22 protein-coding genes are annotated in these 25063 nt (G+C 68.8%); 13 read left to right on the forward strand and 9 right to left on the reverse strand.

Features of this window, described 5'->3' with window-relative positions; all coding sequences use genetic code 11:
* The first annotated feature begins 28 nt into the window (after positions 1–28).
* On the forward strand, positions 29–1057 hold the full coding sequence (locus WMN78_RS20170) for a polysaccharide deacetylase family protein (RefSeq protein ID WP_340535536.1): 1029 nt from the start codon (positions 29–31) through the stop codon (positions 1055–1057).
* A 106-nt stretch (positions 1058–1163) separates the two neighbouring features.
* On the forward strand, positions 1164–4361 hold the full coding sequence (locus tag WMN78_RS20175; RefSeq protein ID WP_340535537.1) for a beta-phosphoglucomutase family hydrolase: 3198 nt from the start codon (positions 1164–1166) through the stop codon (positions 4359–4361).
* Here WMN78_RS20175 and WMN78_RS20180 read toward each other — a convergent pair.
* From WMN78_RS20180 to WMN78_RS20210, 7 genes are all read right to left on the reverse strand, one after another.
* Entirely contained in the window at positions 4358–5359 is a 1002-nt protein-coding gene (locus WMN78_RS20180; RefSeq protein ID WP_340535538.1) for a zinc-dependent alcohol dehydrogenase family protein, read from the reverse strand. The genes WMN78_RS20175 and WMN78_RS20180 overlap by 4 nt on opposite strands.
* A gap of 78 nt (positions 5360–5437) precedes the next feature.
* Entirely contained in the window at positions 5438–6316 is an 879-nt protein-coding gene (locus WMN78_RS20185) for a universal stress protein (protein WP_340535539.1), read from the reverse strand.
* Between the two features lie 67 nt (positions 6317–6383).
* A complete protein-coding gene (locus tag WMN78_RS20190) occupies positions 6384–7517 on the reverse strand; it encodes a YihY/virulence factor BrkB family protein (RefSeq protein WP_340535540.1) in 1134 nt (377 codons plus the stop codon).
* A gap of 71 nt (positions 7518–7588) precedes the next feature.
* Complete coding sequence (locus WMN78_RS20195; RefSeq protein ID WP_340535541.1) at positions 7589–8185, reverse strand: DUF3618 domain-containing protein; 597 nt, start codon at positions 8183–8185, stop codon at positions 7589–7591.
* A 33-nt stretch (positions 8186–8218) separates the two neighbouring features.
* The gene (locus tag WMN78_RS20200; RefSeq protein WP_340535542.1) at positions 8219–8641 is read right to left on the reverse strand and encodes a phage holin family protein; all 423 of its coding nucleotides are present in this window, start codon (positions 8639–8641) and stop codon (positions 8219–8221) included.
* Positions 8638–9570, reverse strand: a complete 933-nt coding sequence (locus WMN78_RS20205) for a hypothetical protein (protein WP_425341185.1) — start codon at positions 9568–9570, stop codon at positions 8638–8640. The genes WMN78_RS20200 and WMN78_RS20205 overlap by 4 nt, the downstream gene beginning before the upstream one ends.
* A 176-nt stretch (positions 9571–9746) precedes the next feature.
* A complete protein-coding gene (locus WMN78_RS20210; protein WP_340535695.1) occupies positions 9747–10784 on the reverse strand; it encodes an NAD-dependent epimerase/dehydratase family protein in 1038 nt (345 codons plus the stop codon).
* A gap of 186 nt (positions 10785–10970) precedes the next feature.
* Between WMN78_RS20210 and WMN78_RS20215 the strand changes: the two genes are divergently transcribed.
* Entirely contained in the window at positions 10971–11798 is an 828-nt protein-coding gene (locus tag WMN78_RS20215; RefSeq protein ID WP_340535544.1) for a sigma-70 family RNA polymerase sigma factor, read from the forward strand.
* Here WMN78_RS20215 and WMN78_RS20220 read toward each other — a convergent pair.
* Positions 11756–12694, reverse strand: coding sequence for a glycosyltransferase family 9 protein (locus tag WMN78_RS20220; RefSeq protein WP_340535545.1), 939 nt, complete (start codon positions 12692–12694; stop codon positions 11756–11758). The genes WMN78_RS20215 and WMN78_RS20220 overlap by 43 nt on opposite strands.
* Before the next feature lie 107 nt (positions 12695–12801).
* On the opposite strand from WMN78_RS20220, the gene WMN78_RS20225 reads away from it, so the two are divergent.
* The 7 genes from WMN78_RS20225 to WMN78_RS20255 are packed head-to-tail and all read left to right on the forward strand — an operon-like array spanning position 12802 to position 19534.
* A complete protein-coding gene (locus WMN78_RS20225) occupies positions 12802–13368 on the forward strand; it encodes an HAD family hydrolase (protein WP_340535546.1) in 567 nt (188 codons plus the stop codon).
* Positions 13365–14438 carry a glycosyltransferase family 9 protein gene (locus tag WMN78_RS20230; protein ID WP_340535547.1) on the forward strand — a complete coding sequence of 358 codons (1074 nt, stop codon included), beginning with the start codon at positions 13365–13367 and terminating at the stop codon, positions 14436–14438. Before WMN78_RS20225 ends, WMN78_RS20230 begins: the two co-directional genes overlap by 4 nt.
* Positions 14435–15451, forward strand: coding sequence for a glycosyltransferase family 4 protein (locus WMN78_RS20235; protein ID WP_340535548.1), 1017 nt, complete (start codon positions 14435–14437; stop codon positions 15449–15451). Before WMN78_RS20230 ends, WMN78_RS20235 begins: the two co-directional genes overlap by 4 nt.
* Positions 15448–16698 carry a glycosyltransferase gene (locus WMN78_RS20240; RefSeq protein ID WP_340535549.1) on the forward strand — a complete coding sequence of 417 codons (1251 nt, stop codon included), beginning with the start codon at positions 15448–15450 and terminating at the stop codon, positions 16696–16698. Before WMN78_RS20235 ends, WMN78_RS20240 begins: the two co-directional genes overlap by 4 nt.
* On the forward strand, positions 16695–17390 hold the full coding sequence (locus WMN78_RS20245; RefSeq protein WP_340535550.1) for an SIS domain-containing protein: 696 nt from the start codon (positions 16695–16697) through the stop codon (positions 17388–17390). The genes WMN78_RS20240 and WMN78_RS20245 overlap by 4 nt, the downstream gene beginning before the upstream one ends.
* Positions 17387–18775, forward strand: coding sequence for a PfkB family carbohydrate kinase (locus tag WMN78_RS20250; protein ID WP_340535551.1), 1389 nt, complete (start codon positions 17387–17389; stop codon positions 18773–18775). Before WMN78_RS20245 ends, WMN78_RS20250 begins: the two co-directional genes overlap by 4 nt.
* 33 nt (positions 18776–18808) lie before the next feature.
* Complete coding sequence (locus tag WMN78_RS20255) at positions 18809–19534, forward strand: SDR family oxidoreductase (RefSeq protein ID WP_340535552.1); 726 nt, start codon at positions 18809–18811, stop codon at positions 19532–19534.
* On the opposite strand, the gene WMN78_RS20260 is transcribed toward WMN78_RS20255, so the two are convergent.
* Complete coding sequence (locus WMN78_RS20260; protein WP_340535553.1) at positions 19488–20681, reverse strand: glycosyltransferase family 9 protein; 1194 nt, start codon at positions 20679–20681, stop codon at positions 19488–19490. The two genes, WMN78_RS20255 and WMN78_RS20260, sit on opposite strands and share 47 nt — an antisense overlap.
* Positions 20682–21028: 347 nt before the next feature.
* On the opposite strand from WMN78_RS20260, the gene WMN78_RS20265 reads away from it, so the two are divergent.
* Genes WMN78_RS20265 through WMN78_RS20275 form a run of 3 tightly spaced genes read left to right on the forward strand, consistent with a single transcriptional unit; the run spans position 21029 to position 24966 of the window.
* On the forward strand, positions 21029–22444 hold the full coding sequence (locus WMN78_RS20265) for an aldehyde dehydrogenase family protein (protein WP_340535554.1): 1416 nt from the start codon (positions 21029–21031) through the stop codon (positions 22442–22444).
* Positions 22441–24018 carry a D-glycero-beta-D-manno-heptose 1-phosphate adenylyltransferase gene (rfaE2, locus tag WMN78_RS20270; RefSeq protein ID WP_340535555.1) on the forward strand — a complete coding sequence of 526 codons (1578 nt, stop codon included), beginning with the start codon at positions 22441–22443 and terminating at the stop codon, positions 24016–24018. Before WMN78_RS20265 ends, rfaE2 begins: the two co-directional genes overlap by 4 nt.
* 33 nt (positions 24019–24051) lie before the next feature.
* Positions 24052–24966: a fused MFS/spermidine synthase gene (locus tag WMN78_RS20275; RefSeq protein ID WP_340535556.1), complete on the forward strand. Its 915-nt coding sequence runs from the start codon at positions 24052–24054 to the stop codon at positions 24964–24966.
* The last annotated feature ends 97 nt before the right edge of the window (positions 24967–25063 follow it).

The raw sequence follows: 25063 nt of genomic DNA on the forward strand, positions 1-25063 counted from the left end.
CGGCTGTCATGGTTGAAAGGTGTCCAACATGGCCGGGGAGCCGTCCGCTGACCCGCGCACTCGCGACCCGCGCGAACGCCGCCGGCTGGTGGCGATGGCCCTCGTGGCGGCGGCCGCCGTCGCCGCGGTGGTGCTGGCCGTGATCTTGTCCGGTGCGCCGTGGGAAGCGGGCCCGCAAACTGCCCAGCCGATGCAAAGCCAGGCGTCCTCCACTTCGCCGCCTTCGACGCAGGCCGCCCCGGCACCGTCACAAAGCCAGTCGTCGGAGCCCCTGCCGTCGGAGTCCCAGTCCTCTGAAACAAGCCAGACCTCCGATGCTCCGGGCGAAGCGACTGCCCCGCCTCCTGTTGCCCCCGGCCCTACGCCGCCGCCGGAAACTCTGCCCGCGCCGCAGGACCCGCCGCCGGCTGCCCCGTTTCCTCTTGGCCTGGCCGGCCAGGATGTAGAGGTGGTCCCCGGCGCCGGTCCTTCTGTGGCATTGACCTTCGACGCCGGCGCCAACTCGGCCGCGCTCCCTTCGATCCTGCAGACCCTGGCGGGTGCCGGAGTCCGCGGGACGTTTTTCCTGACCGGCGCGTGGGCCGCGGCCAATCCTGCCGGGGTGGCAGCCATCGTGGCCGGCGGACACCGTGTGGGCAACCACTCCCAGACCCACCCGGACTTCACCGGCCTGCCGGACGCCGGAATTGGGGACCAGGTCCGCGCGGCGCAGCAGGCAATCGTTGCCGCCGGAGCGGATCCCCGGCCGCTGTTCCGCTTCCCGTTCGGTGCCCGGGACGCGCGCACCATCGCCGCCGTGAACAACCTGGGCTATGTGCCGGTGCGGTGGTCTGTGGACACGCTCGGCTGGAAAGGAACCAGCGGCGGCGTCACCGCGCAGCAAGTAGCGGACCGTGCGCTCGCCGCCCTGCAACCCGGCGAAATCGTCCTGATGCACATCGGGTCGAACCCGGACGACGGCTCAACCCTGGACGCTGATGCCCTGCCGCAGATGATCGAGAGGATGCGCCAGGCCGGGTACGGCTTCGTCACGCTGGACAGCTTGGTCGCCGGGTAGATTGCAGGATGACCGGCCGGTAGGCGGCCGCAGAGCGTCCCGCCGCCAGCGGAAGACGGGTCCAATGTCACTGGGCAGGCCGGGCAAGCGCTGGTAGGACTGAGCCATGACTGAGTCCCCAACCGCTGCCGCCGCCCTGGCCCCGGTTGACGCCGTGGTTTTCGACCTTGACGGTGTGGTCACGGACACCGCGGAGCTGCACGCCGAAGCATGGAAGGAACTGTTCGACGACGTCCTCCAGGACCCCCGGATTCCGCCGGCTGCACGGCGGGACCCCTTCACGGACGCCGACTATCTGCGCTATGTGGACGGCCGCACCAGGGAGGACGGAGTAGCGTCGTTCCTGCACTCGCGCGGAGTCAAAGTGCCGGCAGGCGGCCCCGAGGACGGCCCGGCGGAGTGGACGGCGGCGGGGCTGGGGGCACGCAAAAACGGAATCTTCGAAAAACTGCTGGGCCTCAGGCCCGTCGCCGTTTTCCCCGGGACTCAGGCCCTGCTTGAACGGCTCAGGGCAGGGCAGGTCCCGGTGGCCCTGGCGACTGCCAGCCGCAACGCCCACGCGGTGCTGGCCGCCGCGGGCCTCAAGGGCGCCTTCGACGTCGTAGTCGATGGGAACACCGCAGCGCAGCTGGGACTCGCTGGCAAACCCGACCCCGCCTTGTTCCTCCACGCCATCAGGGAACTTAAGGTGGAGCCGGAACGGGCGGTGGTCATCGAGGATGCCGTAGCCGGCGTGGCGGCCGGCCACCGCGGCGGTTTCGGCCTGGTGGTGGGAATTGACCGGGCCGGGCACCGGGCTGAGCTGGAAGCCGCGGGCGCCGACGTCGTCCTTGACGACGTCAGTGAACTGGACCTCGGCCTGGTCATCGCGGACCCCTGGCAACTGGTCTACGAGGGATTCGACCCCGCGCACGAAGGCCACCGGGAGGCCCTGACCACGCTGGGCAACGGCTACATGGCCACGCGGGGGGCGGCCCCCGAACACCGCAAGGACGGTGTGCACTATCCGGGAACCTACCTGGCCGGCGTCTACAACCGGCTCACCAGTGTGATCCAGGGGCAGGAGACCGAGGACGAGCACATGGTGAACATGCCGGACTGGCTTCCGCTGGACCTCTGTGTGGAAGGCGGAAAATGGTGGTCCGAGGGCGGACTGCGGCTCCGCAGCGAGCGGCGCACCCTGGACCTGAAGCGCGCCCTGCTGACGCGGGAAGCTGCGCTGGAGGACGACGCCGGGCGGCGGCTGAACGTGGTCCAGCGCCGGCTGGTATCCATGGCGGAACCGCACCTCGCCGCACTCGAGATGACATTGACAGCCGTCGGTTGGGGCGGCCCGGTGGGCATCCGCAGCGGCTGCGACACGGACGTCACCAACTCGAACGTGCCGGTGGAAGCCCTCCTGTCCAACCGGCACCTGGCAGGGGTGACGGTCTCCGGGGGCGATGACGGGCCCGGCGCAGCCACCCAGGTTGTACTGGTCCGGACGAGCCAGAGCCGGATCGGCATTGCAGTAGCCATCAGGACAGAGGTCCCCGCCAGCCTGCATCCGGCAAGGCCCGAAGAGCTTGGCGGACTGTTCGTGCACCGCTTCGACGTGGAGCTGCGGGACGGCGAACCGGCCACTGTCACCAAAACCGTGGCAGTGGCGACCTCCCGCGACCACGCCATTTCTTCGCCCCGGACTGCCGCCGTTGATGTCCTCAACCGCTCCGGGGGAGGCTTCGAGGTGCTGCTGGCCAGCCACGAGGCGGCCTGGGGCGGGCTGCTGACGCCCTTCATCATCGAGGTCGACAACTCCACCGAGTCGCAGCTGATCCTGAACCTGCACGTCTTCCACCTGCTCCAGACCATTTCGGCGCACACGGCGGAGCTGGACGCCGGTGTCCCCGCCCGCGGCCTGCACGGCGAGGGCTACCGGGGCCACATCTTCTGGGACGAACTGTTTGTCCTGCCCCTCCTGACATCCAGGCTTCCCGCAGTGACGCGGGCACTCCTTGACTACCGTTGGCGGCGGCTGGGAACAGCACGGGATGCTGCCAGGGCCGCCGGGTTCGCGGGCGCCCTGATTCCGTGGCAGAGCGGAAGCGACGGCCGGGAGGAGACCCCCAAGCTGCTGTTCAACTCCCGCTCCGGCCGCTGGGTGCCGGACTACTCCCACCTGCAACGCCACTCGGGGCTCACGGTCGCCTACAACGCCTGGCAGTACTTCGAGGCCACCCAGGACCGGGCCTGGCTGACGCACCACGGCGCGGAAATCATCGTGGAGGTGGCGCGGCTTTTCGCTTCGATGGCCGAGTACGACCCTGCCGGGGACAGGTTCCATATCCGGGCCGTGGTTGGTCCCGACGAGTACCACACCGGCTACCCGGACAACCCCGGCGGCGGCCTGGACGACAACGCCTATACCAATGTCATGGCGGCGTGGGTGTGCGACCAGGCGGTGTGGATCATGAGCTCAGTGCGAGGCTTCGACATGGACGATTTCCGGAAAAGGCTAAGCGTCACGGACACCGAAATCGACGGCTGGATGCGACTGGCGCGCAGGATGTTTGTTCCCTTTCACGCCGACGGAATCATCAGCCAGTTCGCCGGCTATGAGAACCTCCGGGAGCTGGATTGGGAGCACTACCGCCGCACGTACCGGAACGTCCAGCGGCTGGACCTCATCCTTGAATCGGAGGGCAGCAGCACCAACCACTACCAGCTGGCCAAGCAGGCGGACGTCCTCATGTTGCTTTACGTACTGGGCGAGGACCAGCTCATTGCTTTCCTGGACCGGCTCGGATACGCCGTAACAGCCGGGCAGATCGCCAGGACCGTTGACTTTTATCTGGCCCGGACCGCGCACGGATCCACGCTGAGCCGGGTGGCGCACGCCTCGGTGCTCGCCCAGATCGATCCGGAACGGGCGTGGGAAACGTTCCGCGAGGCCCTGGACGCGGACCTGGACGACACCCAGGGCGGCACCACGCGCGCGGGCATCCACCTGGGCGCCATGGCGGGATCCATCGACGTCGTCCAACGCAGCTTTGCCGGCCTGCGCATCACGCGGGACGCCCTGGTTTTCTCGCCCCGCCTTCCCAAGGAACTCCGCCGGGTCACGTTCAATGTGCGGTACCGGGACCAGTTGCTGGCGGTATTCCTGGAAAAGGGCCGGCTTCGGGTGTCCGCGACACCGGGGGACGCCTCCCCGGTGCTGGTCCGGCTAGGGACCGAACACGTCCTGCTGCACGCCGGGCAGGATCACGAATTCCGGCTGGGAACCGGATCCCAGGGAGCGGTTGCGCCTGTCATGGACGCCTAAGCCATATGCAGGACGGCGGCCCCGGTAATGCGGTCCGCGGCGAGGTCCTGCAGCGCCCGCCCTGCATTCTCCATCCGGTAGGGGACGGTGGTGGGGCGAAGCGGAATTTCCGCGGCGACGCGGAGGAACTCTTCGCCGTCGTTCCGTGTATTTGCAGTGACGCTCCGCAGCTGCCGCTCCTGGAAGAGCTCCGACCCGTAGTGCAGCGGCGGGATGTCGCTCAGGTGGATGCCGGCCACCGCCAGCGTGCCCCCGCGGTCCAGGGCGCGCAGCGCCTGCGGCACCAGCCAGCCAACCGGTGCAAAAAGGATGGCCGAATCCAGCGGCACGGGAGGTTCGTCGTCGGCGTCCCCGGCGAAAGAGGCCCCGAGCTCCAAGGCGAGGCGCCGGGCCTCCTCGGAGCGGGTCATGACATACACGCTGGCTCCGCGATACATGGCCACTTGGGCGGCCAGATGGGCGGACCCGCCGAAACCGTAGATGCCGAGGCGTCCGCCGTCAGGGACCTGGGCCCGATTCAGGGCGCGGTAACCGATGATTCCCGCGCACAGCAGGGGCGCGGCCTGCTCGTCCGGGAAGATGTCCGGTATCCGGTAGGCATAGTCCTCATTGACCGTTACGCGGTCCGCATAGCCGCCGTCCCGGTCCCAGCCCGTGAAAGTGGGGGACAGGCACAGGTTCTCCCGGGAGCCGAGGCAGAAGCGGCAGTGTCCGCAGGTGCCGCCCAGCCAGGCGACCCCCACGCGTTCCCCGACCCGGAACCTGGCCGCGCCTTCGCCGAGTTCCACCACTTCGCCCACCACTTCATGGCCGGGAATGATGCCGGTCTGGCGGGGCGGAAGGTCGCCTTCGGCCAGATGGAGGTCAGTGCGGCAGACTCCGCACACCCGGACTGCCAGCAGGACCTCGCCCGGCCCGGGGCTGGGATCAGGGCGTTCACCGAATATCAGCGGATGCCCCGATACGGGACCCGGCCTGCCAACCCACCAAGCTCGCACGGCACACTTCCTGTTCTGTTAATCCGGAACGGGCCTCACCCAGGTCCGGGACGGGGCGTCACCTATCCGGAACGGGCGTCACCGCACGATCAGCACGTTGCACAGCGCCCGCTCCAATGCCGAGGAGACGGTGCTTCCCGGATGGCCCTCCCGGTGATGGGCGCCCAGGACCAAAACATCCGCCTGCGCGGCGGCCGTCAGGAGGTCCTTGGGTGCGGGGTGGCGCTCCAGGAGGACGCCCTCCACCGGGACGGCGGGGGCCAGGCTCCGGGCCAGTTCCACGGCCTGGTCCAGCAGTTCCTTGCCGTGGAGCGGTGCGTGGCGACCGTGCGGTGCGTGTTGCTGCTCTTCCGCCATGTGGATTAGTTGCAGCGGCACGTTGAGGGCGGCCGCCATGCGGGCCGCTTCCGCTACCACCTGCTCACGCCGCGGTTTCTCGTCGATTCCCGCCGCTATGGGCTGGCCGGGCCGGTCCGGGTAGCGGACCACCATGAAGGGGCACGGGGCGTGGACGGCGAGGTCGAGGCAGGCGGAACCCACGAGCTGGCCCAGGAATCGGCCCATGCCGCGGTGGCCCACGGCGAGGACACTCGCGCCGTGGGCTGCAGCGCGAAGAACCTGGGCCGGAAGTCCAGGCTCGATCACGCCGTCAATACGCAGCCCGGCCTTTGGTCCGGCGGCCGGTCCGGTCTCAAGCCCGGCCGCCACCGAGCGGGCGAGGTCCACGCCTTCCTGAAGGGTGGCCTCGGCAGCGTGGCGCAGCCCGCTGCCTTCAACGCCCTTGACGGGGCCAAGGTTCTTGGTGAAGACGGGCCACACCCATGCATGGATGACTTTCAGCTGCCGTCCCGTGGCGGCGGCGTACCCGACGGCCCAGCGGACGGCCAGCTGTGACGGTTCGGATCCGTCGTAGCCTACCGCGACGGGTCCGTCCGGATTTCCTGCTGCAGCCGGCATGGTGCCTCCCCTCCTAGGCGGTGGCGGCGCAATGTCCACCTAGTAGAGACCGGACCGGACGTTCGCGCTAGGGGCTTTGGTCCCGTTCCCTGTCCCGGCGCTCGCGATCGTGGCGCTCCCGGAGGTCGCGGCCCCGCCGGATGTCCTCTTCTTCCTTGACCTGCAGCTTGTCGCTCTGCTTGGTGTCCCGGGGCGGGAGCTGGATGGTTTCTTCCGCTTCGATGCCTGCCTGCAGCTGGCGGCCACGCTCGGTCTCGGCGTCGAACTCGGCGCCGAAGAGCAGCGACATGTTCAGGATCCACAGCCAGAGCAACGCGATGATGACTCCACCGATTGCGCCGTAGGTCTTGTTGTAGCTGTTGAAGTTGGCCACGTAGAAGCCGAACGCCAGGGAAGCCAGCAGGAACACCACAACAGCGATGGCGGATCCCATGCTCATCCAGCGGAATTTCGGCTGTTTGACGTTTGGGGTGGCGTAGTAGAGGATAGCGATCGCCGCGATGACCAGCACCAGCATCACCGGCCACTTGGCGATGTTCCAGACAGTCAGGAACGCCCCGCCCAAGCCGATGACGTTGCCGACGGACTCTGCCACCGGTCCGCTGAGTACGAGCATCGCGGCCAGCACGACGACGATCAGCAAATTGACGACAGTGACGCCGAGCATGGTGCCCCGGAGCTTGAGGAAGGGCCTGCCTTCATCGACCTCGTAGACCCGGTTCATGGCCCGGCCGAAGGCCCCCACGTAGCCAGACGCGGACCAAAGGGCGGTGAGGAGGCCGAGGACCAGCGTGAAGCCGGCAGCCGAGGAGCTTGCCAGATCTTCAACCACCGGGCGCATCGTGTTGACGGTGTCGCCCGGCGCGATGCCCTGGAGGATGTCGAGCAGTGCGGCGGTGGTTTTCTGGGCGTCTCCGAAAATTCCGAGCAGGGACACCAGCGCCAACAGCGCCGGGAAGATTGAAAGCACGGAGTAGTAGGTGAGGGCCGCAGCAAGGTCCGGGCACTGGTCCTTCGTGAACTCCCGCAGGGTCTTCTTCGCGATGTACTTCCACGAGGGCTTGGTGACGTCGCCGGGGCTGTCGGGCTTGCGGGAATCATCCGGTGCGGGCGCCGTACGGGCCTTGGCGGTGCTGCTCTCGTCCGTTTCAGCATCGGGGCGGGCTGCGCTGCCATGCTCGGTAGGGGGGTTCTTGGCCATGGGAAATATCCTCAAATCTGCCGGGGCCGGCCTGCCCCGCGACGGGGCAGGCCGGCCAGGATCCGGTTTGGTTAGGACCGCTGGACGTTGTCCTTGGCATCCTGGGCGCGGTACTTCACGTCACCAACGGCGCCCTGGCCTTCGGCCTTGACGTGCTCGGTGGCTTCGGCGGCGGTGGCCTTGACGTTCTCCATGGCGTCCTGCGCCGGTGCCTTCAGGCCCTGGGCAACGTCCTTGGCAGCTTCGGTCAGCTCGGTGGTGAGCGGCTCAGCCTTGACCTTAAGTGCCTCGGCAGCCTCGCGCTCTTTTTCGCTCGCCGGGATCAGGGACGAGAACAGCATCCCGGCACCGAAGGCGATCAGCCCTGCCGCGAGCGGATTGCCTTGCGTCTTAGTGCGTACCTGGCGGGGCGCGTCCCCGATGGCTGCGCCGGCGTCCGACAGGTGTGCTCCGGCACCGCCGGCGCCGGAATGCATCCGGTCAGTGGTGTGATCCGCTGCTCCCATGACTTTCTCCTTCACTCCGAACACGGCGTCCTTAACTTTGTCCGTCTGCCGGTGGACGATGTTCGACGGGGTGACTTTGTCCGCCACGGCGTCGACATTGGTGCCGAGCCGCGCGCGGGTTGCTTCGATGTCGGCGCGGATGGCGTCCGGGTTTTCACTCATCGTGTGTACCTCGAGCTCTCTGTGTACCTGGGTCTAGTGACTGGGTTTGAGGGTGGGGGGTATTTCCTGGAGCGTCTCGGCCGTCTGCGGCATGCCCTTGATGGCGTTGAGCTGCTTGCGGCCGACGGATGCCAGGATGGCGGCGACGATGCCCCAGAGAACGGCGACGACGACGGCGGACCAGCCGAGGCCGATGACCGTACCCAGCGCCCACCACAGGGCCAGGGAGAGGAACAGGAGGACGAAGTGCCCGGCCACGCCGGCCCCCGCCAGCATTCCGGTGCCTTTCCCCGCCCGGGAGGCGGACTGCTTCAGCTCGGCTTTGGCAAGTTCCACTTCCTGGCGCATCAGCGTGGAGAGGTCCCGCGTCACATCGCCGAGCAGGTCACCGAGGGAATTTGTGTCGGCCTTCGCGTGCGCGGCCGTGGGAGGTGTTTCGGGATACTGGCTGCTCATCGCTGCCCTCCGCGGAGGGGATCATCACGGTACGGATCGTCGGCAAGGGGGTCGGTGGCGAGGGGATCCTTGGCCAGCGGATCTGCTGCCCACTCATCCTTTTGCGTTCCGTCGTCGTCCAACGGGTTGGGCGGGTAAGTGTCCGCCGGGTATCCGCCGGTAGCGGTCCGGGAGTCGGCATAAGCCCCGGTGCCTGCATAGGCGCCAGCGCCGGCTCCGGCGGCGGACAGGCCCGCAGTGGTTGCGTCGGGGGCCGGCATCTGCACCGGCGGCGGCGGAACCGCTGTCCCCGTGTCGGCAACATATCCGGGAACGCTGGTGCGGCCGCTGACCGTAGCACTGGTGGAATCCGGTGCCCCTGCACTGAGGCTGCGTGTGAGCCGTCCTGCCAGGATTCCCGCTCCGGCCGCCAGCATCAGGAATGTTCCCGGGCGCTGCCGGGCGAAGGACTTCACTTCGTTGAGCAGCGAGCCGGGGTCCCGGCCTTCAAGCCACGATGCCACCGAGGCGGACCGTTCCGCAGCCTGGCGGATCAGGTCCGTGGCCACGCCGGGCTGGTCGGAGGCGTCAGCCATCGTGCGGAGTTCGCCGGAAATGGAATGGAGGCCCTGGGCTACCTTTTGCTGCTGGGCGCCGGCCTGGTCCGTCAGGTCTGTCCTCGCCTGGTAGAGCAGGTCCTTGGCGTTTGCCTTGACCTCGCCGGCGACGTTTGCCGCCTCGGCCTTGGCCGTTTGCGCCACGTGCTGGGCGGAGTCCGTTGCCTGGTGGGCAATATCCCCGGCCTCATGTTTTGCCGTCTCCGTTTTCGACGGTGTGCCCGGCGTTGCCGGATAGGCGGTGTCGGTTGCCGGCGTCACCGGGACGGCCGTTTGCTCTGTAACCCCAGGGGTGCCGTAGCTACCGTCCTGTGGCCATCGGTTCTCTGTCATCTTCGCGCTCTCTTTCCAGAAGGTCGGCTGCTGATCAAGAACCAGCAAATAACTGGCACTTAGATAGTAAGCATGATTACTATCAAATAGTAAGCACCCTTGGTGTATTACTTTTTGGACCCGGCCTTTTTCGGCGTTTTCCCGGGCCTGTTGGTTTTTTGAATGTGGCTCGTGGATCATGCCCTCGGGTGCAGCGGGGGAGAGCCGGCCGTACCGCGCCCGGCTCCCATCCCCTGCAGTACCTCCCGGATGGCGTCAGTAGAGGAGGTGCGCGGCTCCCAGCCGAGCACCTCTCTGGCACGGCTGGTGTCCATGACGGGGGCACCTTCCGCCATTGAAATCCAGCCGGCGTCCGTTGGCTGCAGGCGAAGCTGCCAGCTGAGGGACGCGGCCGCGCGGATCAGCCTGAAGGAAACGGGAAGCCACCGCCTCGCATGGAAAATCCGCGCCAGTTCCACGGCTGTGATGACGGGTTCGGCCGCAATATTGAACGCACCGGCCGCGCGGCGGTCGAGAACGCGCCAGTACGCGTCCGCGAGGTCGTCGGCATGCACCGCCTGGAAAGCCAGCCCGGGGGGAAGCGGAATGATCGGCAGCCTGAGGTTCGCCGGCAGGAGCCGGGGGATCAGCGGGCCGAGGAAATATCGGCCGATTTCGCTGCCCGCCTCCGCCTGGAACGTGAGCGCAGGACGCAGCCTCGAGACGGTGATGGCCGGATTCTCGGCCGCGAAACGGTCCAGTAAGGCTTCCTGCTCGGCCTTGTGCCGGCTGTAGTGCGATTCCCGGATGCCGGTGGCCGGCCAGTCCTCGGCCCGGCGCGTTTCCTTGCTCGAGGGGCTGTATGCGCCCACGGAGGAAGCGCACACTACGTGTCCCACCCCGGCTTCCTTGGCGGCCCGGAGGACGTTGGCCGTTCCCGTCACGTTGGTCCGGTGAAGGGCAGTCAGGTCGTGGTTCGGCTGGAGGATCCACGCGAGGTGCACCACGGCGTCCGCTCCGGCGAGCGCCGCGCGCAACAACCCGGCGTCGCCGTCGTCCGCAATGTCCACGGAGTGCCATTCCACGCCGGCGTACGGCGCGGCCGTCTGGTTCGGCGGCCGCCGGCCGATGCCAACGAGCTCCAGGGTGTCCGGCCTCTCTACCCGCTGTTGCTGGAGGCGCCGCAGCAGGGCCGTGCCCACATTTCCGCTGGCGCCAGTGATCGCGATCCGCATGCCCGTCCGCCCTTCCGAGAGGCTGGAAAGCACCCGACCGACCTTTCCGGTCGGAGCCGGCCAGCGCGTTGTGGTTCGGCTTTAACGGTACCGGCCATTGTTTAATAAGCAACCTTATGGTTTTCTACTGATCTAAGTCTTGCCACAGGCTTTCGGTCGCTCCACGGGCAAAGGAATGAGCCACCCATGGCGGAATCCCAGTACTCGTCACAGATCCAGCAACTGGAACAGCAGCACAACCACCAGGGCCGGATCCGGCAAACCTTCGAAAACCAGCTGGTACTTGATCACCTGGACCTCGCCGAGGCACTCGCTGCGCGCTTCCTGGCCCGCGGGCGGGAGCGGGCCGACCTCAACCAGGTTGCGTATCTCGGCCTCGTCAAGGCGGCCCGGGGGTTCGACGCCGGCCGCGGACCCAGCTTCCCGTCCTACGCGGCGCCAACCATCACCGGGGAACTGAAGAGGTACCTGCGGGACCGGTGCTGGGTGGTGAGGCCGCCGCGCCAGGTGCAGGATCTGCGTTCGGAGCTCCTGCGGACGGAACCGGCACTGGCACAGGCGCTGGGCCGGCCCCCGACGGCGGCGGAACTGGCCAAGGAGCTGGACGTTTCGCCTGTAGCGGTGCGCGAAGCGATGGTGGCTGCGGCCAGTCTGCGTCCCGACTCCCTTGACGCCGTTGACTCGCACTCTGACGCTGCCCCGCTTTCCGAAACGCTCCCCTCGGGCGAGGATCCGATGGCCCGGCTCGAGGAACTGATCTGCCTCAACCAGGCCATCCACGAGCTCACTGCGGAGGAGCAGGAGCTGCTGTACCGGCGCTATTTCTGCGAGGAGAGCCAGGCCGAGCTGGGACGCCGGTTCGGTGTCTCGCAGATGCAGGTATCAAGGCGCCTTTCGCGCGTCCTGGTGCGGCTCCAGCGGCTATTGCAGGACTGCGACACGCGGGAAGACGGCGTACGGGAAGGAGGAGTTCAGAGCAGTCCCAGCCCGCGGAGTGCAGCGAGCACATCCTGAACGCCCACCCCCAGCAGCGCAGGGTCGGGCTCGTCCGCGAAGACGTCCCCGCGGCGCAGCTCCGCGCGGGTCAGCACCACATGGGGGCCGGCCGGCGGTCCCCAGCGCTCCGGGGGCGCCGGGCCGAAAAGGACAACCGACGGCCGGGAGTAGGCCGTGGCCAGGTGTGCCGCGCCGGTGTCCGCGGAAACCACCACTCCGGCGTCGGCCACCGTGGCGGCGAAATCCGCAAGAAGCTGCGTTCCTGCCACGACGGCTGCGTCCGGGAGCCCGGCCTGCCGGGCCACGCGGAGGGCCCGGTCCCGTTCGTCGGCACTGCCGGTGAACACCACCTCATGTCCCGCGCCGTCCAGCGCCGAAGCTACCGACGCGAATCGTTCTTCGGGCCACAGCCGGCTGCCGTAAGCCGCGCCCACATGCACCACTGCCGCGGGCTGCGCACTGGCCGCGGCCTTGGGCCGCGCCAAGCGGACTTCCAGGGGATCGGCCTCGATGCCGTGCCAGCGCAGGAGGCGGGTCCAGCGTTCCCGCTCGTGCAGCTGCTCCACCCACGGAGGTCCGCCGCCTGCGGTGCCGTGGGCAATCATCCGCCGGGGCCCAACGGACTCCAGCAGCGAGGTGCTTTCCGGTCCGCGGCCATGCAGGTTGACGGCAATGTCCACAGTGCCCGGCGTCACGCCGAGCGGCTTGTCAAGGGCGGCGTTTAGAAGCTCGAAACCTCCCACCAGTTCAAGGATGTCCGCCAGCCACGCCGGACCGGCATACACCAGCCGGTGGCCGGGGAAGGCCCGGCGGAGGGCATGGAGGGCGGGGACAGCCACCAGGAGGTCGCCGAGTTTGAGGGCCCGAAGTACCAGCAGCGTTGGCCGGGCGTCGGGCGCTCCGGTGGAATCCATGTAACCCCTCCTTTCCAGTCCGCGCTGACACCTTGGTTCGGGAGTCTAATCCCGAAAGCTGCCCGTGGGGGTGTTTGAGCGGCCCCTCGGAGGGGAACAAGGTGGGTATGGGACCTTCCAGCAATCCACCCAAGGCTGTGCTCTTCGACCGGGACGGCACCTTGATCCATGATGTGCCCTACAACGGCGATCCCCGCCTCGTGGCACCGATGCCCACTGCCCGGAAGGTCCTGGCGGAGCTGCGCCGCCGGGGCATTGCCACCGGCGTAGTAACCAACCAATCGGGGATAGCCCGCGGCCTTCTCACCCGCAGCCAGGTGGACAGCGTCAACCTCCGCATTGAAGCCCTGCTGGGTCCCTTCGACGTCTGGGAAATTTGCCCGCACGGCACCGAAGACGGGTGCGGCTGCCGTAAACCTGCGCCCGGAATGATCCTCAGCGCCTGCCGGCGCCTCGGCATCGCCGCGGCCGAAGCCGTTTACATTGGCGACATCGGCAGCGACATGGAAGCCGCGGAAGCCGCCGGGTTGAGGGGGATTTTGGTGCCCAACCCCCTCACCCGGCACCAGGAAGTGCAGGATGCCCCGGAAGTGGCGGCGGACCTGTCCGCCGCCGTGGCGCTCCTGCTGGGTCCGGCGCCCGTGGGGCAAGCGCCCGTGGGGAGCCGGCGATGACCCGGGTGCTCGTGGCCAGGCTCGACAGCGTGGGGGACGTCCTGCTGGCCGGACCGGCCGTGCGGGCTGTAGCCAACGGACGGCGGGCCGACGGCGGAGCCGCGAACGACGTCGTGCTTCTGTGCGGCCCGCAGGGTGAAGCGGCGGGGTGCATGCTGCCGGGCGTGTCCGAGGTGTTCAGCTGGGCGTGCCCGTGGATCGTCAGCCCCGCCCCGGCGGTCGACGCGGAGAGCGTGGACCGGCTGGTCACCTTCATCCGACACTCCAGGGTCACCGAGGCGGTGATCCTGACGTCGTTCCACCAGTCGCCCCTTCCGCTGGCCCTGCTGCTCCGGCTGGCGGGGGTCCTGCACATCACCGGCGCCTCAGTGGACTACGCCGGCGCGTTGCTGGATCTCCGGCTCAGGCCCGGGGAAGACTTTTCCGAAGACCAGCCGGAGGCCGAGCGCGCCCTGCGAATCGCCCGGGCCGCCGGATTCGCGCTGCCGCCCGGTGACGACGGCCGGCTCCGGATAACGGACCATCCCGATGCCCGTGAACTCGTGGGCGACGAACCCTACATCGTGGTGCACCCGGGGTCCTCGGCGCCGTCCCGTACCTGGCCCCCGCTTCACCACGCCGCCGCCGTCGAGCTCCTCGAAGGCGCGGGCCACCGGGTGGTGGTGACCGGCGGCCCCGGGGAGACGCAGCTGACGGCCACCGTGGCCGGCCCGTCAGGGCTGGACCTTGGCGGACGGACGGACCTGCGCACCCTCAGCGGCGTCATTGCCGGGGCACGCGCCCTCATAACCGGGAACACCGGTCCTGCGCACATCGCGGCTGCGGTCGGCACTCCTGTTGCCTGCCTGTTTTCGCCTGTAGTCCCCGCGGTCAGGTGGGCCCCTTACGGCGTCCCCCTTGAACTGTTGGGCGACCAGAACGCACCCTGCAGACTGACCCGGGCCCGCGACTGTCCGGTGCCGGGCCATCCCTGCCTCGCGTCAGTTTCCCCGGAAGACGTGGTGGACGCCGTGGAGCGCCTCATCAGCGGAGTTTCTTCCCTGTCCACCCGGCGGAAGGTTCGCCAATGAGGATCCTGCTATGGCATGTGCACGGGTCCTGGACTGATTCGTTCGTCCGCGGACCCCACGAATACCTCCTTCCGCTCCTTCCCGGCGGCGGACCCTGGGGGCTGGGCCGCGCGGGCCGGAACTGGCCCGCGTCCGTCCGGGAGGTTGCGCTGGACAGCCTTGACGCAGACAGCATCGACGCCGTGGTGCTGCAGCGGCCGGAAGAAATAGCCGAGGTGGGCCGCGCCCTTGGCCGGCGCCCGGGGGCAGAGCTCCCCGCGGTGTACCTCGAACACAACACCCCCAAGGGCGATGTGCCGTTTACCGTGCACCCCCTCGCGGACCAGCACGCCATCCCCTTGGTACACGTCACGCATTTCAACGCCCTCTTCTGGGACAGCGGTTCAGCCAGCACCACAGTGATTGAACACGGCGTGCCGGACCCCGGCTACCTCTACAGCGGAGAGCTTCCGGAGCTCGCCGTTGTGGTCAACGAACCCGTCCGCCGAGGGCGCGTCACCGGAACGGACCTGCTCCCGCAATTTGCCTCGGCCGCGCCGTTGCAGGTTTTCGGCATGGGCGGGGACGGTCTCCCCGGGCACACGGGCCTGCCTCCCTCCCGGCTGACCGTCCGCGGCGACCTGGCCACGGCCGCGCTCCACCGGGAGCTTGCACGATGCCGGGTGTACGTCCACCCCCTCCGCTGGACCTCCCTGGGGCTGGCGCTGCTCGAAGCCATGCACCTTGGCATGCCGGTGCTGGTCCTGGCAACCACCGAAGCCGCGCGGGCGGTTCCGCCCGAAGCCGGTGCAATCTCCACGGATGTCCGGGAGCTGGTCCGGCAGGCCGGGATCCTGGTCAGCGACCCGGACGAAGCCCGGGCGCGGGGGCAGGCTGCCCGCCAGGCAGCCCTGGAACGCTACAGCCTGGCTCCGTTCCTCGACGCCTGGGACGCCCTTCTTGATGATCTGGTCTCGCCACGGTTCCGAAAATCCCGGATCCTCATTCCTGCGCACGAAAGGAAGCTCTTATGAGAATTTCCATGGTTTCCGAACATGCCAGCCCGTTGGCGGCACTGGGAGGGGTAGACGCCGGCGGCCAGAACGTGCACGTTGCCGCCCTGTCCACGGCGTTGGCCCGCCTCGGTCATCACGTCACCGTCTACACCCGTAAGGACGACGCCGGGCTGCCGCCCCGCGTCCGCATCCTGCCGCGGCTTGAGGTTGTCCACGTCGCGGCGGGTCCGGCACGCCACGTGCCCAAGGATGAGCTTCTTCCCTACATGGACAGGCTTGCCGACGGGATCGCGGACGACTGGGCCACCACACCTCCCGACATCGTGCACGCGCATTTTTGGATGTCCGGCCTGGCCGCGCTGGACGCCTCCCGCCGCACAGGGACAAATGTGCCGGTAGTGCAGACCTTCCACGCACTGGGCACAGTCAAGCGGCGCCACCAGGGAACGGAGGACACCAGCCCCCAGCAGCGGCGCTGGCTGGAACCGGCCGTGGGACGATCCGCCGACCGCATCATTGCCACCTGTTCGGACGAAGTGTTTGAGCTGAGGGCGATGGGCATCGACACCACCAAAATTTCCATTGCCCCCTGCGGCGTGGACCTGGATCTGTTCCGCCCGTCCGGAGCCGCCGAACACCGGCCGCGCAGCCACCGGATCCTCACCGTCGGCCGGCTTGTTCCGCGCAAGGGTGTGGACCTGGTGATCCGTGCCCTGCCCCTCCTGCGTGAGGCGGGGTTCGCCGACGTCGAGCTTTTGATTGTGGGAGGCGGGGGCGGAGCCGCGGTGCTGGGCGCGGATCCGGAAGCGCGGCGCCTCCACGAACTGGCCCGGGAGCTCGGCGTGCAGGAGCAAGTGACCCTCCGCGGCCAGGTGCCCCGCGAGGACATGCCCGGCATCCTGCGCAGCGCGGACGCCGTGGTGTGCACTCCCTGGTACGAGCCCTTCGGCATCGTTCCGCTGGAAGCAATGGCCTGCGGCGTCCCTGTGGTGGCTGCCGCCGTCGGCGGACTCACCGACACCGTGGTGGACCGGGCCACCGGCCTTCACGTCCCGTCCCGGGATCCTGCAGCCATCGCGCGCGCCGTCGGCGAACTCCTGGCCAGCCGGGAGCTCCGGCAGGAACTGGGACGGGCCGGGCAGCAACGGGCGCGCTCGCGCTACTCGTGGGACCGCGTCGCTGCCGAAACAGAGAAGGCCTACCAGCTTGCTCTTGCGGAAACTGCGGATGCCCGGCTGGAACCTATGGAAGGGGCGGCGCTGTGACCACCGAATGGCCCCTCCGCACGGACGAACTTCCGGTCCTGCCGCCGCGCAGCGCCCGGCAGCCTGCCGTGTCAGCAAGCATCAGGCCCGACTCGGTCTGCGCCGTCCAGGAACACCTCGACAACCTGATTCCGGCGCTGGAGTCCCTGCGCAGCCAGACGTACCACCTGGCGGCATGGGGTGAGGAACTGGCACGCCGGCTGCTGCGGGGACAGCGGTTGCTCGCTGCCGGCAACGGCGGCTCGGCCGCGGAAGCCCAGCACCTGACGGCGGAACTGGTGGGTCGCTTCGACGGCGAGCGGGTGCCGTTCTCCGCGATCTCCCTCCATGCCGAGACCTCCGCCGTGACCGCGATAGCGAACGACTACGGCTTCGAGGAGCTTTTCGCCCGGCAGGTCCGGGCCCACGGGCGCTCGGGCGACGTGCTGATCCTGCTGTCCACGAGTGGAAAGAGTCCCAACCTCCTCCGCGCCGCCGACGTTGCAGCCAAACTGAACGTGACCACGTGGGCTCTGACCGGGCCGGGACCAAACCCCCTGGCATCCCGCTGCGACGAGGCCGTGACCATTGACGCCCTTTCCGCCAACGCCCAGGAGGGCCACCTCATTGCCCTGCATGCTGTCTGCCGGGCCTTCGACGCGGAGGTGGCGAGGCGGGGCCGGAACATTTCCTGCCCGGGGAGCATGCCATGAAAATCGTCGTAGTGGGAGACGTGCTGCTGGACGTCGACATCGACGGCGACGCTACGCGCCTCTGCCCTGACGCGCCGGTCCCGGTGGTGGACGTTTCGAACGTCCGACGGCGGGCCGGCGGCGCCGGGCTCGTGGCCAGGATGCTGGCCGGTGACGGGCACAGCGTCACCCTCCTGACCGTCCTCGCCGACGACGATGCGGCTTTACACCTCGAACGCGCGCTTGAGGGCATCACCGTGGTCGCCGGAGCCTCAGGGGCCCCCACCCCGGTCAAGACGCGGGTTCGGGCCGAGGGCCACCCGGTGGTCCGGTTCGACGAAGGATGCGCCCCGCCGCCACCCCCCGTTGTCTCGCCCGCCATGCTGCACGCACTGGAACGCGCAGCGGTGATCGTGGTGGCGGACTACGGCAGGGGCCTTGCCTCCAACGTGGAGCTGAGGGCCGTGCTGGCTGAGCTCGCCGGGCGTATTCCCATCGTGTGGGATCCCCACCGGGCGGGCGCTCCACCTGTGCCCGGCGTGGCTGTGGTGACGCCCAACCTGACGGAGGCGAGAACCTTTGCCCGAAGCTTCGCCCTGGCTGCGGGCAAGGCCGAAGGCGACGATGACCCCGAGGCACTCGCCCGGGCCCTCCGGGAGCAATGGCAGGGCAAAGCAGTCATGATCACCATGGGCAGCCAAGGGGCGCTGCTGGTACACGGAGGCGACGACGGCCAGCCTGCCCTGCCCATACCGGCGCCGAAGACCACTGTGACGGATCCCTGCGGCGCCGGGGACAGGCTGGCGGCCAGCCTTGCCGTGCACCTGATGGAAGGCCACACGCTCGATGTCGCGGCGGTGGTGGCCGTCCGGGAGGCCGCGTCCTTCCTCCGGCACGGCGGGGTTAACGGAATGGCCGGTGAACCGAAGCCGGTCAAGCTGCACGGACGGTACACGGACGCGCTGGCACTGGCCCGCAACGTGCACGAGGCCGGCGGGATCGTCGTAGCCACGGGCGGCTGCTTCGACCTGCTGCACGCCGGCCACACGCGTGCCCTGGCCGCCGCCCGCAGCCTCGGCGACTGCCTCATCGTGTGCCTGAACTCTGACGATTCCGTGCGCCGGATCAAAGGCCCGGAACGGCCCATCCTCAACCAGGGTGACCGGACGGAGCTGCTGCTGGCCCTGGAGTTCGTGGACGCCGTGATGGTGTTCGACGAGGACACGCCTGAAGCCTGCCTGGCCGCGCTGCAGCCCGATCTCTGGGTGAAGGGCGGCGACTACGACGTCACGCAGCTGCCGGAAACAGCCCTGGTGGAAAGCTGGGGCGGACGCTGCACCACTGTGCCCTATCACCCGTCGCGCTCCACCACCGACCTCGCTGACGCGCTGTCGCGCGTCGGCTGAATCATGAAGCCAACCCCGAATGAGAGGAACACCATGACCGACGAGACTTTCCGCAATTCTGCTGCGTCTGTTTTCCGTCCCGGAAGGGTGCTGGTGACGGGAGGAGCCTCCGGCCTCGGTGCCGCCGTCGTCGAGGCTGTACTGCAGGCGGGCGGCACGCCCGTGGTTCTGGACCGGGAGATCCGGAATGTCGCTGCCGCGAAAGCTTTTGAGGTGGACGTCGCGGACCGCGTTGCAGTCACCGCGGCGGTGCAGGAGGCGGCCGAAACGCTGGGAGGCCTGGACGCCGTGGTGACGGCTGCCGGCATAGACCGCTGCGGCAAGCTGGAGGACGTCCCGGCTGCGGACTGGGAGCAGGTGGTTCTGGTGAACCTGTTCGGCACCGTCTCCGTGGTGCGCGCGGCACTGCCGTACCTCAAAGCCTCCGGCGGCCGGGTGGTCACCGTGGCCTCAACGCTGGGCAAACGGGCCCTCCCCGAAGCATCCGCGTACTGCGCCTCAAAGTTCGGCGTGGTGGGCTTCAGCCATGCGCTGGCCGCTGAAACAGGAGGCGAAATCGGCGTGACCACGATGATCCCCGGAGGCATGAAGACCCGGTTTTTCGACGATCGTGCGGACAAGTACAAGCCCCAGGACGACTCCCGGCTGAACGACCCCGCCAACGTGGCGCAGGCGATCCTTTTCGCCTTGTCCCAACCGCGCGGTTGTGAGGTCAGGGAGATGCTGATCTGCCACGAAGACGAGGGTTCATGGCCGTGAGCAGGCGAACGTCGCTGTAGACATCTGCAGGCCGGACCCCGGCCACCAGCGAACTGTCGTGGGCGCAGCGAGGAGCGGTCCAGCCCACCTGCGTGACGTCCGCCCCGCACTCCGGGCAGTGCGTCAGCCAGGAGATTTGGACGCGATGCAGGGCCCTGCCCAGGGGGCCGGCGTTGATCACGTTTCCTGCCCAGTAGATCCCCACGGTGGGTGTTCCCAGGGCTTGGGCCAGGTGGCGCGGACCGCTGTCGTTGGCCACCATCACGTCACAGCGGACCAGGAGCGCTGCCAGTGTGCCGAGGTCCGCGTCGCCGGCAATCGACCGGACCAGGCCTGGCCCGGCGCCGGCGGACTCGGCGCCGGCCACGATGTCGGCTGCCAGCTGGCGCTCGCTGTGGTCGCCGGTTACCAGCACCAGGCAACCATCTGCGACGCAGGCGGCTGCCAGTTCGGCGAAATGCCCGGCGGGCCAGCGCCGCCGCGGATCCGTCGCCCCGGGATGGATCACGACGACGGGCCTCGCCTTCCAGCCGGCTGTTCCGGCCGCTTCGGCTGCTGCCGCAGCCAGCAGCTCCCCGGCCCCGACGGCGAACCGGGCCAGAGGTCGCAGGCTGGCTTCCAGCACCACGGGCGGCGCACCGGCGAGGCCGGCCACTTCAAGCGCCCGCAGCGGCTCGTGCTGGTAGTACGCGTAGGGCAGATTGCGCTCCAGCGGAGTGGCGTCCGGCGTTTGCGTGCCCACAGTGTGGCGGGCACCCAGCCGCAGGAGGAACGGGTTGGAATACCGGCCACCGCCGTGCAGCTGGAGCGCCAGGTCGAATGCCTCCCGCCGCATGTCGGCGAAGAAACTGTCCAAGGTGGCCGGATCCTCCTGCCCGGGACGGACGCCTTCTGAGTAGGGCAGGACCCGGACGTCGTCGACCGGCCCAGCTGTTCCCTGCACAAGTGCGGCATGCAACGGCGTCCCCAGGACAGTCACCGTGGAACCAGGGTAGGCCGCCTTCAGCGCGGAAACCGCCGGGAGGGCGAACATCAGGTCGCCGAGCCCGCCGCCGCGCAGCACGGCGATGCGGGAGACGCCGTGGAACTTTCCGAGCACGGGACCCACGCCCCGGCGCACCGCATCGTCCGTACTAGTTCCGTCCAAGTCGTTATTCCTCTCCTGCCGCCGGCGCTGCCGCCGGCGCTGCCGCCCGCTGACCGACGACCCCGCGCGCTGCCGTCCGTGGCCTGAGCGGCGATGGTGTGTGGGGGCCACCATAGTTCGGATCAGGGCGCATGGCTATCGCCGCCGTCAAGGCCCGCCGGGCAAAACCGCCGGGCAAAACCGCCGGGCAAACCCGCCGGGCAAACCCGCCGGGGAAAACCCGGGGCGGCCTACGGGTGTAAACGGGACTGTACCGGGGTACGGGACTGCTCATAGGGGCCAGTCCGCCTGTCTGGCCCGGCACCTGCCCGGAAGGGTGCCACGGCCGTCTCTTCGGAAGGAGTCCCATGTCCGCGATCGTCCAGCGCATGCACCATGGCGCCAATGAATTGATAGTCATCCGCGACCCCCGCACCGGTGAGGAAGTGGGTGCCGTGCCCGAAGCTTTGCCCCTTCACGTCCGCAAGGCTGTCAATGCCTCGCGGGCGGCCCTTCAGTCATGGGCCGCCACTCCGCCGGCCGAACGGGGTTCGTCCCTCCGGGCCGCCGCACGTGCGCTGGCCGAAGCGGCACCGGCACTCGCCCGCATGAACAACCGCGAGACCGGACGCCCGGTGGACGAGGCACTGGCCGGAATCGAGGCAGGCATCGCCACGCTGGAACAGTATGCGGAACTTGGGCCGGTCCACCGCGGGCACAGCCTCCGGGGGCACCCTCTTGCGTCGGACTACACCGTGGCCGAGCCCCGCGGAGTCGCGGTGGTGCTGACGCCGTGGAATGATCCCGTGGCAGTGGCCTGCGGGCTCATCGGCGCTGCCTTGGTCACCGGTAACACCGTGGTGCACAAAGCCAGCGAGCGGTGCCCCCACCTGGGGACCATGCTGGGGGACATCCTGGGTGCGGCTTTCCCGCCCGATGTGCTGATTTCGCTGACCGGCGGTTCCGGTGTGGGTGCCCTGCTGACAGAACAGGCCGGCGTGGATGTGGTGGCCCACGTCGGCTCCACTGCGGCAGGTGTGCGGATTGCCAAGGCATCAAACCTGACCGGGGCGCATGTCATCCGGGAAAACGGCGGGAACGATCCGCTGGTGGTGGATGACGACGTGGACCCCGCCTGGGCGGCGGAGCAGGCGGCCGTGGGCGCGTTCAGCAACAGCGGCCAGATCTGCACGGCCGTGGAGCGGATTTATGTACACCGGGCAATCGCGGCCCCCTTCTGTGAGGCCCTCGAACAGGCAGCCCGCCGACGGAACCGGGAGGGCACGCTGGCACCCCTGGTTGACGTCCGCCTGCGCGATGAAGTGCACCGCCAGGTCGAAAACGCGCTCCGGGAGGGCGCGCGCGCCGTCGAGGGCGGGTCGGTGCCGGCCGGGCCCGGCGCCCATTATCCGGCCACGGTCCTGCTGGACTGCACTGCGGACATGGACATCATGACGGAGGAAACGTTTGGCCCGGTGGCACCCGTACAGGTGGTGGACAGCTTCGACGAGGGCCTCCGGCTGGCTGCCGAGGGACGCTACGGCCTGGCGGCAACGGTCCTGACCGGCAGGATCGCGCACGCGCAGCAGGCCATCGCTTCGCTTCCCGTGGGCACGGTGAAAATCAACGCGGTGTTCGGCGGCGCGCCCGGAGGGGCAGCCCAGCCGCGCGGTGACAGCGGACACGGGTTTGGGTACGGGCCCGAGCTGCTGGACGAGTTCACCCGCGTCAAGGTGGTGCACGTGGCGGCGCCGCCCGCCGGCAGCGAAAGCGGACAGCCATGAGCAATCTTTCGCCCGAAAAGGCCGGCGAGGCCACACGCAACGACCAGCAGGGCCTGGCCGGGCAGCGCGCCTTGGCGGACTGGCTGCCGGGGCGGCTGGCGTCCATGGCGCCATCCGTGACGGTGGTTGGCGACGTCATGCTGGACGGCTGGTGGCACGGGTCCATCGCGCGGCTCTGCCGGGAGGCGCCGGCGCCGGTGGTGGACATCAGCCGGCGGGCTTTCGCGCCGGGCGGGGCCGCCAACACTGCCATGAATCTGGCTGCCCTGGGGGCACGCGTCCGCATCGCCGGAGTGGTGGGTTGCGACGATGCCGGCCTGGAACTGCGGCGGCAGCTCCGTGCCGCGGGCGTCAACGTCAGCTACCTCCAGGAACACCCCGGCATGGTCACCACCACCAAGACCCGCATCAGCAGCGCCGGCCAGGTTTTGTTGCGCTTCGACGACGTGGTGCAGCGGGTTCCGCAGGACGCCCTCGCCGCGCTGGCCGTCACCCTCCCCGCAGCCCTGCAGGGGCAGGATGCCGTGGTGGTCTGCGACTACGGCCTTGGCGCCCTGGCCGGACCGGTCCGCAGTGCCCTCATCGCCGCGCTGGGGGGTGCCGCAAGCAGCCGCAAGGGCTCTCCGCTCACGGTGGTCGATGCCCACGATCCGCGGCCCTGGGCGGTGCTCCAGCCGGATCTGGCCACGCCGAATGCGCAGGAAGCTGCCAGGACGCTGGGCCTGACGCTGCCCGCCGGCGCGGACCGTGCGGAGTTCCTGGCCGCCTGCCGGGACGAACTGGCCAAGGCCACCGGTGCGCGCGCGGTGGTGGTCACGCTGGACCGGGACGGGACCCTGCTGCTGCCCTCGGCCGGCGATGTCCACCGCACATGGGCCAGGCCGGCCGCGGAGAAGCAGGCCTCCGGGGCGGGGGACACCTTCGTCGCGGCCCTGACCGTTGCCAGGGCGTCCGCATTGCCCCTGACCACCAGCGTGGACCTTGCCCAGGCCGCCGCGGACGTGGTGGTGCACCACCCCGGGACGTCTGTCTGCAGCTCCGAGGACCTCACCCGGTACCTGGCCAGTTTCGCCGACACGGCCCTCAGCGCCGACGAACTCGCCCGCCATATCGAGGGCGACCGCGCCGAGGGGCGCCGGATCGTGCTGACCAACGGCTGTTTCGACGTGCTGCACCGCGGCCATACGCGCTACCTCAACCAGGCCAAGCAACTCGGTGACATCCTGGTGGTGGCCCTAAACAGCGACGCATCAGTGCGCCGGCTGAAAGGGCCGGAGCGGCCCATCAACTCCGTGGCTGACCGCGCAGCGGTCATCGCGGCACTCAGTTGCGTGGATTACGTGACGGTGTTCGATACCCCGACCCCCATACCGCTGATCGAGAAAATCCGGCCGGAAATCTACGCCAAGGGCGGGGACTACACGCCGGAGATGCTGGCCGAAACCGAGGCGGTGGAACGCTTCGGCGGCAAGGTCACCATCCTGGACTACGTCCCGGACCAGTCCACCTCCGGCGTCGTGCAGCGCATCCGCAATGGCGAGGGAGCGGCAGTCGGCGAGGCGCCGGTCAACTAGGGTTGATGCATGATTATCGCGGTGGCCGGCTAAGTGGCGCGGAAGGGCCGGTCTGCCGGCAGGAACGCTGAACGTTCGACGCCGGGAGTCGTGGAAGTGCCGAAGGGAACCCGCCCCGACGGGCCGGTTGAGGGTGTGTACTACATCGACACCGGGGACTGTGAACTGATCGCGGACCAGGACAATTCGAACGGCTGGCTCCTGCGCATCAATGGCGTGATGAGCTCGCACATCGACCTGGCGGACCCGCTCTTCCTCGACTTCGAGTACATGCGGTGGATGTCGGCGCTGGTGGAATCGCGGTGGCCCCGGGACACAAGGCCCAAACTGCGGGCTTTGCACCTGGGCGGGGGTGCGTGCTCGCTGGCGCGCTACTTCCACGCCGCGTACCCGGAAGCCCGCCAGGTTGTGGTTGAGCTTGACGGCAAGCTGGCCGAGTACGTCCGCGGCTGGTTCGACCTGCCCAAAGCCCCGCTGCTGCGGCTGCGTGTGGGCGAAGCGCGTGAGGTCACGGAATCGCTGACGCCGGCGACGCGGGATGTGATCATCCGCGATGTGTTTGCGGGTGCCCTCACTCCGCGGCCGCTGACCACCGCCCAGTTCAATGAACATGCGCGGCGGGTCCTGGCTCCCGGCGGGATCTATGTGGTCAATTCCGGCGACGCACCTGATCTGAAGAACGCCCGCGAGGATGCGGCCACCATCGCGGCCGTTTTCGAGTACACGCTGATCATCGCCGACCCCGCCATGCTCAAGGGCCGGCGCTACGGCAACATGGTGATGGCGGGCAGCGACCAGCCGTTCGACGACGACCCGGCGCTTGCCCGGAGGCTCCTCGGCGGCGGCGTCCCGGCGCATATCTGGGATGACGCGAAGGTGCGTGCCTTTGCTGCCGGCGCGCCCGTCCGCCACGACCCCGAACCGGCGTCGCAGGGGCCAGCGGACTAAGACAGCCGCCCGGCCCGCAACAAAGGCGCAACGTTGCCTCAAGAATCGGCGTTTGCGGCCGTTCTTGCCGTCCGGACCCTGAGCACGCTGTAAGTTT

Origin of the sequence: Arthrobacter oryzae (genome assembly GCF_037911235.1) — a bacterium.
GTDB classification, from domain to species: Bacteria; Actinomycetota; Actinomycetes; order Actinomycetales; family Micrococcaceae; genus Arthrobacter; species Arthrobacter oryzae_E.

Bases quoted from the DNA above. Each gene is read 5' to 3' on its own strand.
- WMN78_RS20170 (WP_340535536.1), top strand. From the start codon at position 29: ATGGCCGGGGAGCCGTCCGCTGACCCGCGCACTCGCGACCCGCGCGAA.
- WMN78_RS20175 (WP_340535537.1), top strand. From the start codon at position 1,164: ATGACTGAGTCCCCAACCGCTGCCGCCGCCCTGGCCCCGGTTGACGCC.
- WMN78_RS20185 (WP_340535539.1), bottom strand. From the start codon at position 6,316: ATGCCGGCTGCAGCAGGAAATCCGGACGGACCCGTCGCGGTAGGCTAC.
- WMN78_RS20190 (WP_340535540.1), bottom strand. From the start codon at position 7,517: ATGGCCAAGAACCCCCCTACCGAGCATGGCAGCGCAGCCCGCCCCGAT.
- WMN78_RS20195 (WP_340535541.1), bottom strand. From the start codon at position 8,185: ATGAGTGAAAACCCGGACGCCATCCGCGCCGACATCGAAGCAACCCGC.
- WMN78_RS20200 (WP_340535542.1), bottom strand. From the start codon at position 8,641: ATGAGCAGCCAGTATCCCGAAACACCTCCCACGGCCGCGCACGCGAAG.
- WMN78_RS20205 (WP_425341185.1), bottom strand. From the start codon at position 9,570: ATGACAGAGAACCGATGGCCACAGGACGGTAGCTACGGCACCCCTGGG.
- WMN78_RS20210 (WP_340535695.1), bottom strand. From the start codon at position 10,784: ATGCGGATCGCGATCACTGGCGCCAGCGGAAATGTGGGCACGGCCCTG.
- WMN78_RS20215 (WP_340535544.1), top strand. From the start codon at position 10,971: ATGGCGGAATCCCAGTACTCGTCACAGATCCAGCAACTGGAACAGCAG.
- WMN78_RS20220 (WP_340535545.1), bottom strand. From the start codon at position 12,694: ATGGATTCCACCGGAGCGCCCGACGCCCGGCCAACGCTGCTGGTACTT.
- WMN78_RS20225 (WP_340535546.1), top strand. From the start codon at position 12,802: ATGGGACCTTCCAGCAATCCACCCAAGGCTGTGCTCTTCGACCGGGAC.
- WMN78_RS20230 (WP_340535547.1), top strand. From the start codon at position 13,365: ATGACCCGGGTGCTCGTGGCCAGGCTCGACAGCGTGGGGGACGTCCTG.
- WMN78_RS20235 (WP_340535548.1), top strand. From the start codon at position 14,435: ATGAGGATCCTGCTATGGCATGTGCACGGGTCCTGGACTGATTCGTTC.
- WMN78_RS20240 (WP_340535549.1), top strand. From the start codon at position 15,448: ATGAGAATTTCCATGGTTTCCGAACATGCCAGCCCGTTGGCGGCACTG.
- WMN78_RS20250 (WP_340535551.1), top strand. From the start codon at position 17,387: ATGAAAATCGTCGTAGTGGGAGACGTGCTGCTGGACGTCGACATCGAC.
- WMN78_RS20255 (WP_340535552.1), top strand. From the start codon at position 18,809: ATGACCGACGAGACTTTCCGCAATTCTGCTGCGTCTGTTTTCCGTCCC.
- WMN78_RS20265 (WP_340535554.1), top strand. From the start codon at position 21,029: ATGTCCGCGATCGTCCAGCGCATGCACCATGGCGCCAATGAATTGATA.
- rfaE2 (WP_340535555.1), top strand. From the start codon at position 22,441: ATGAGCAATCTTTCGCCCGAAAAGGCCGGCGAGGCCACACGCAACGAC.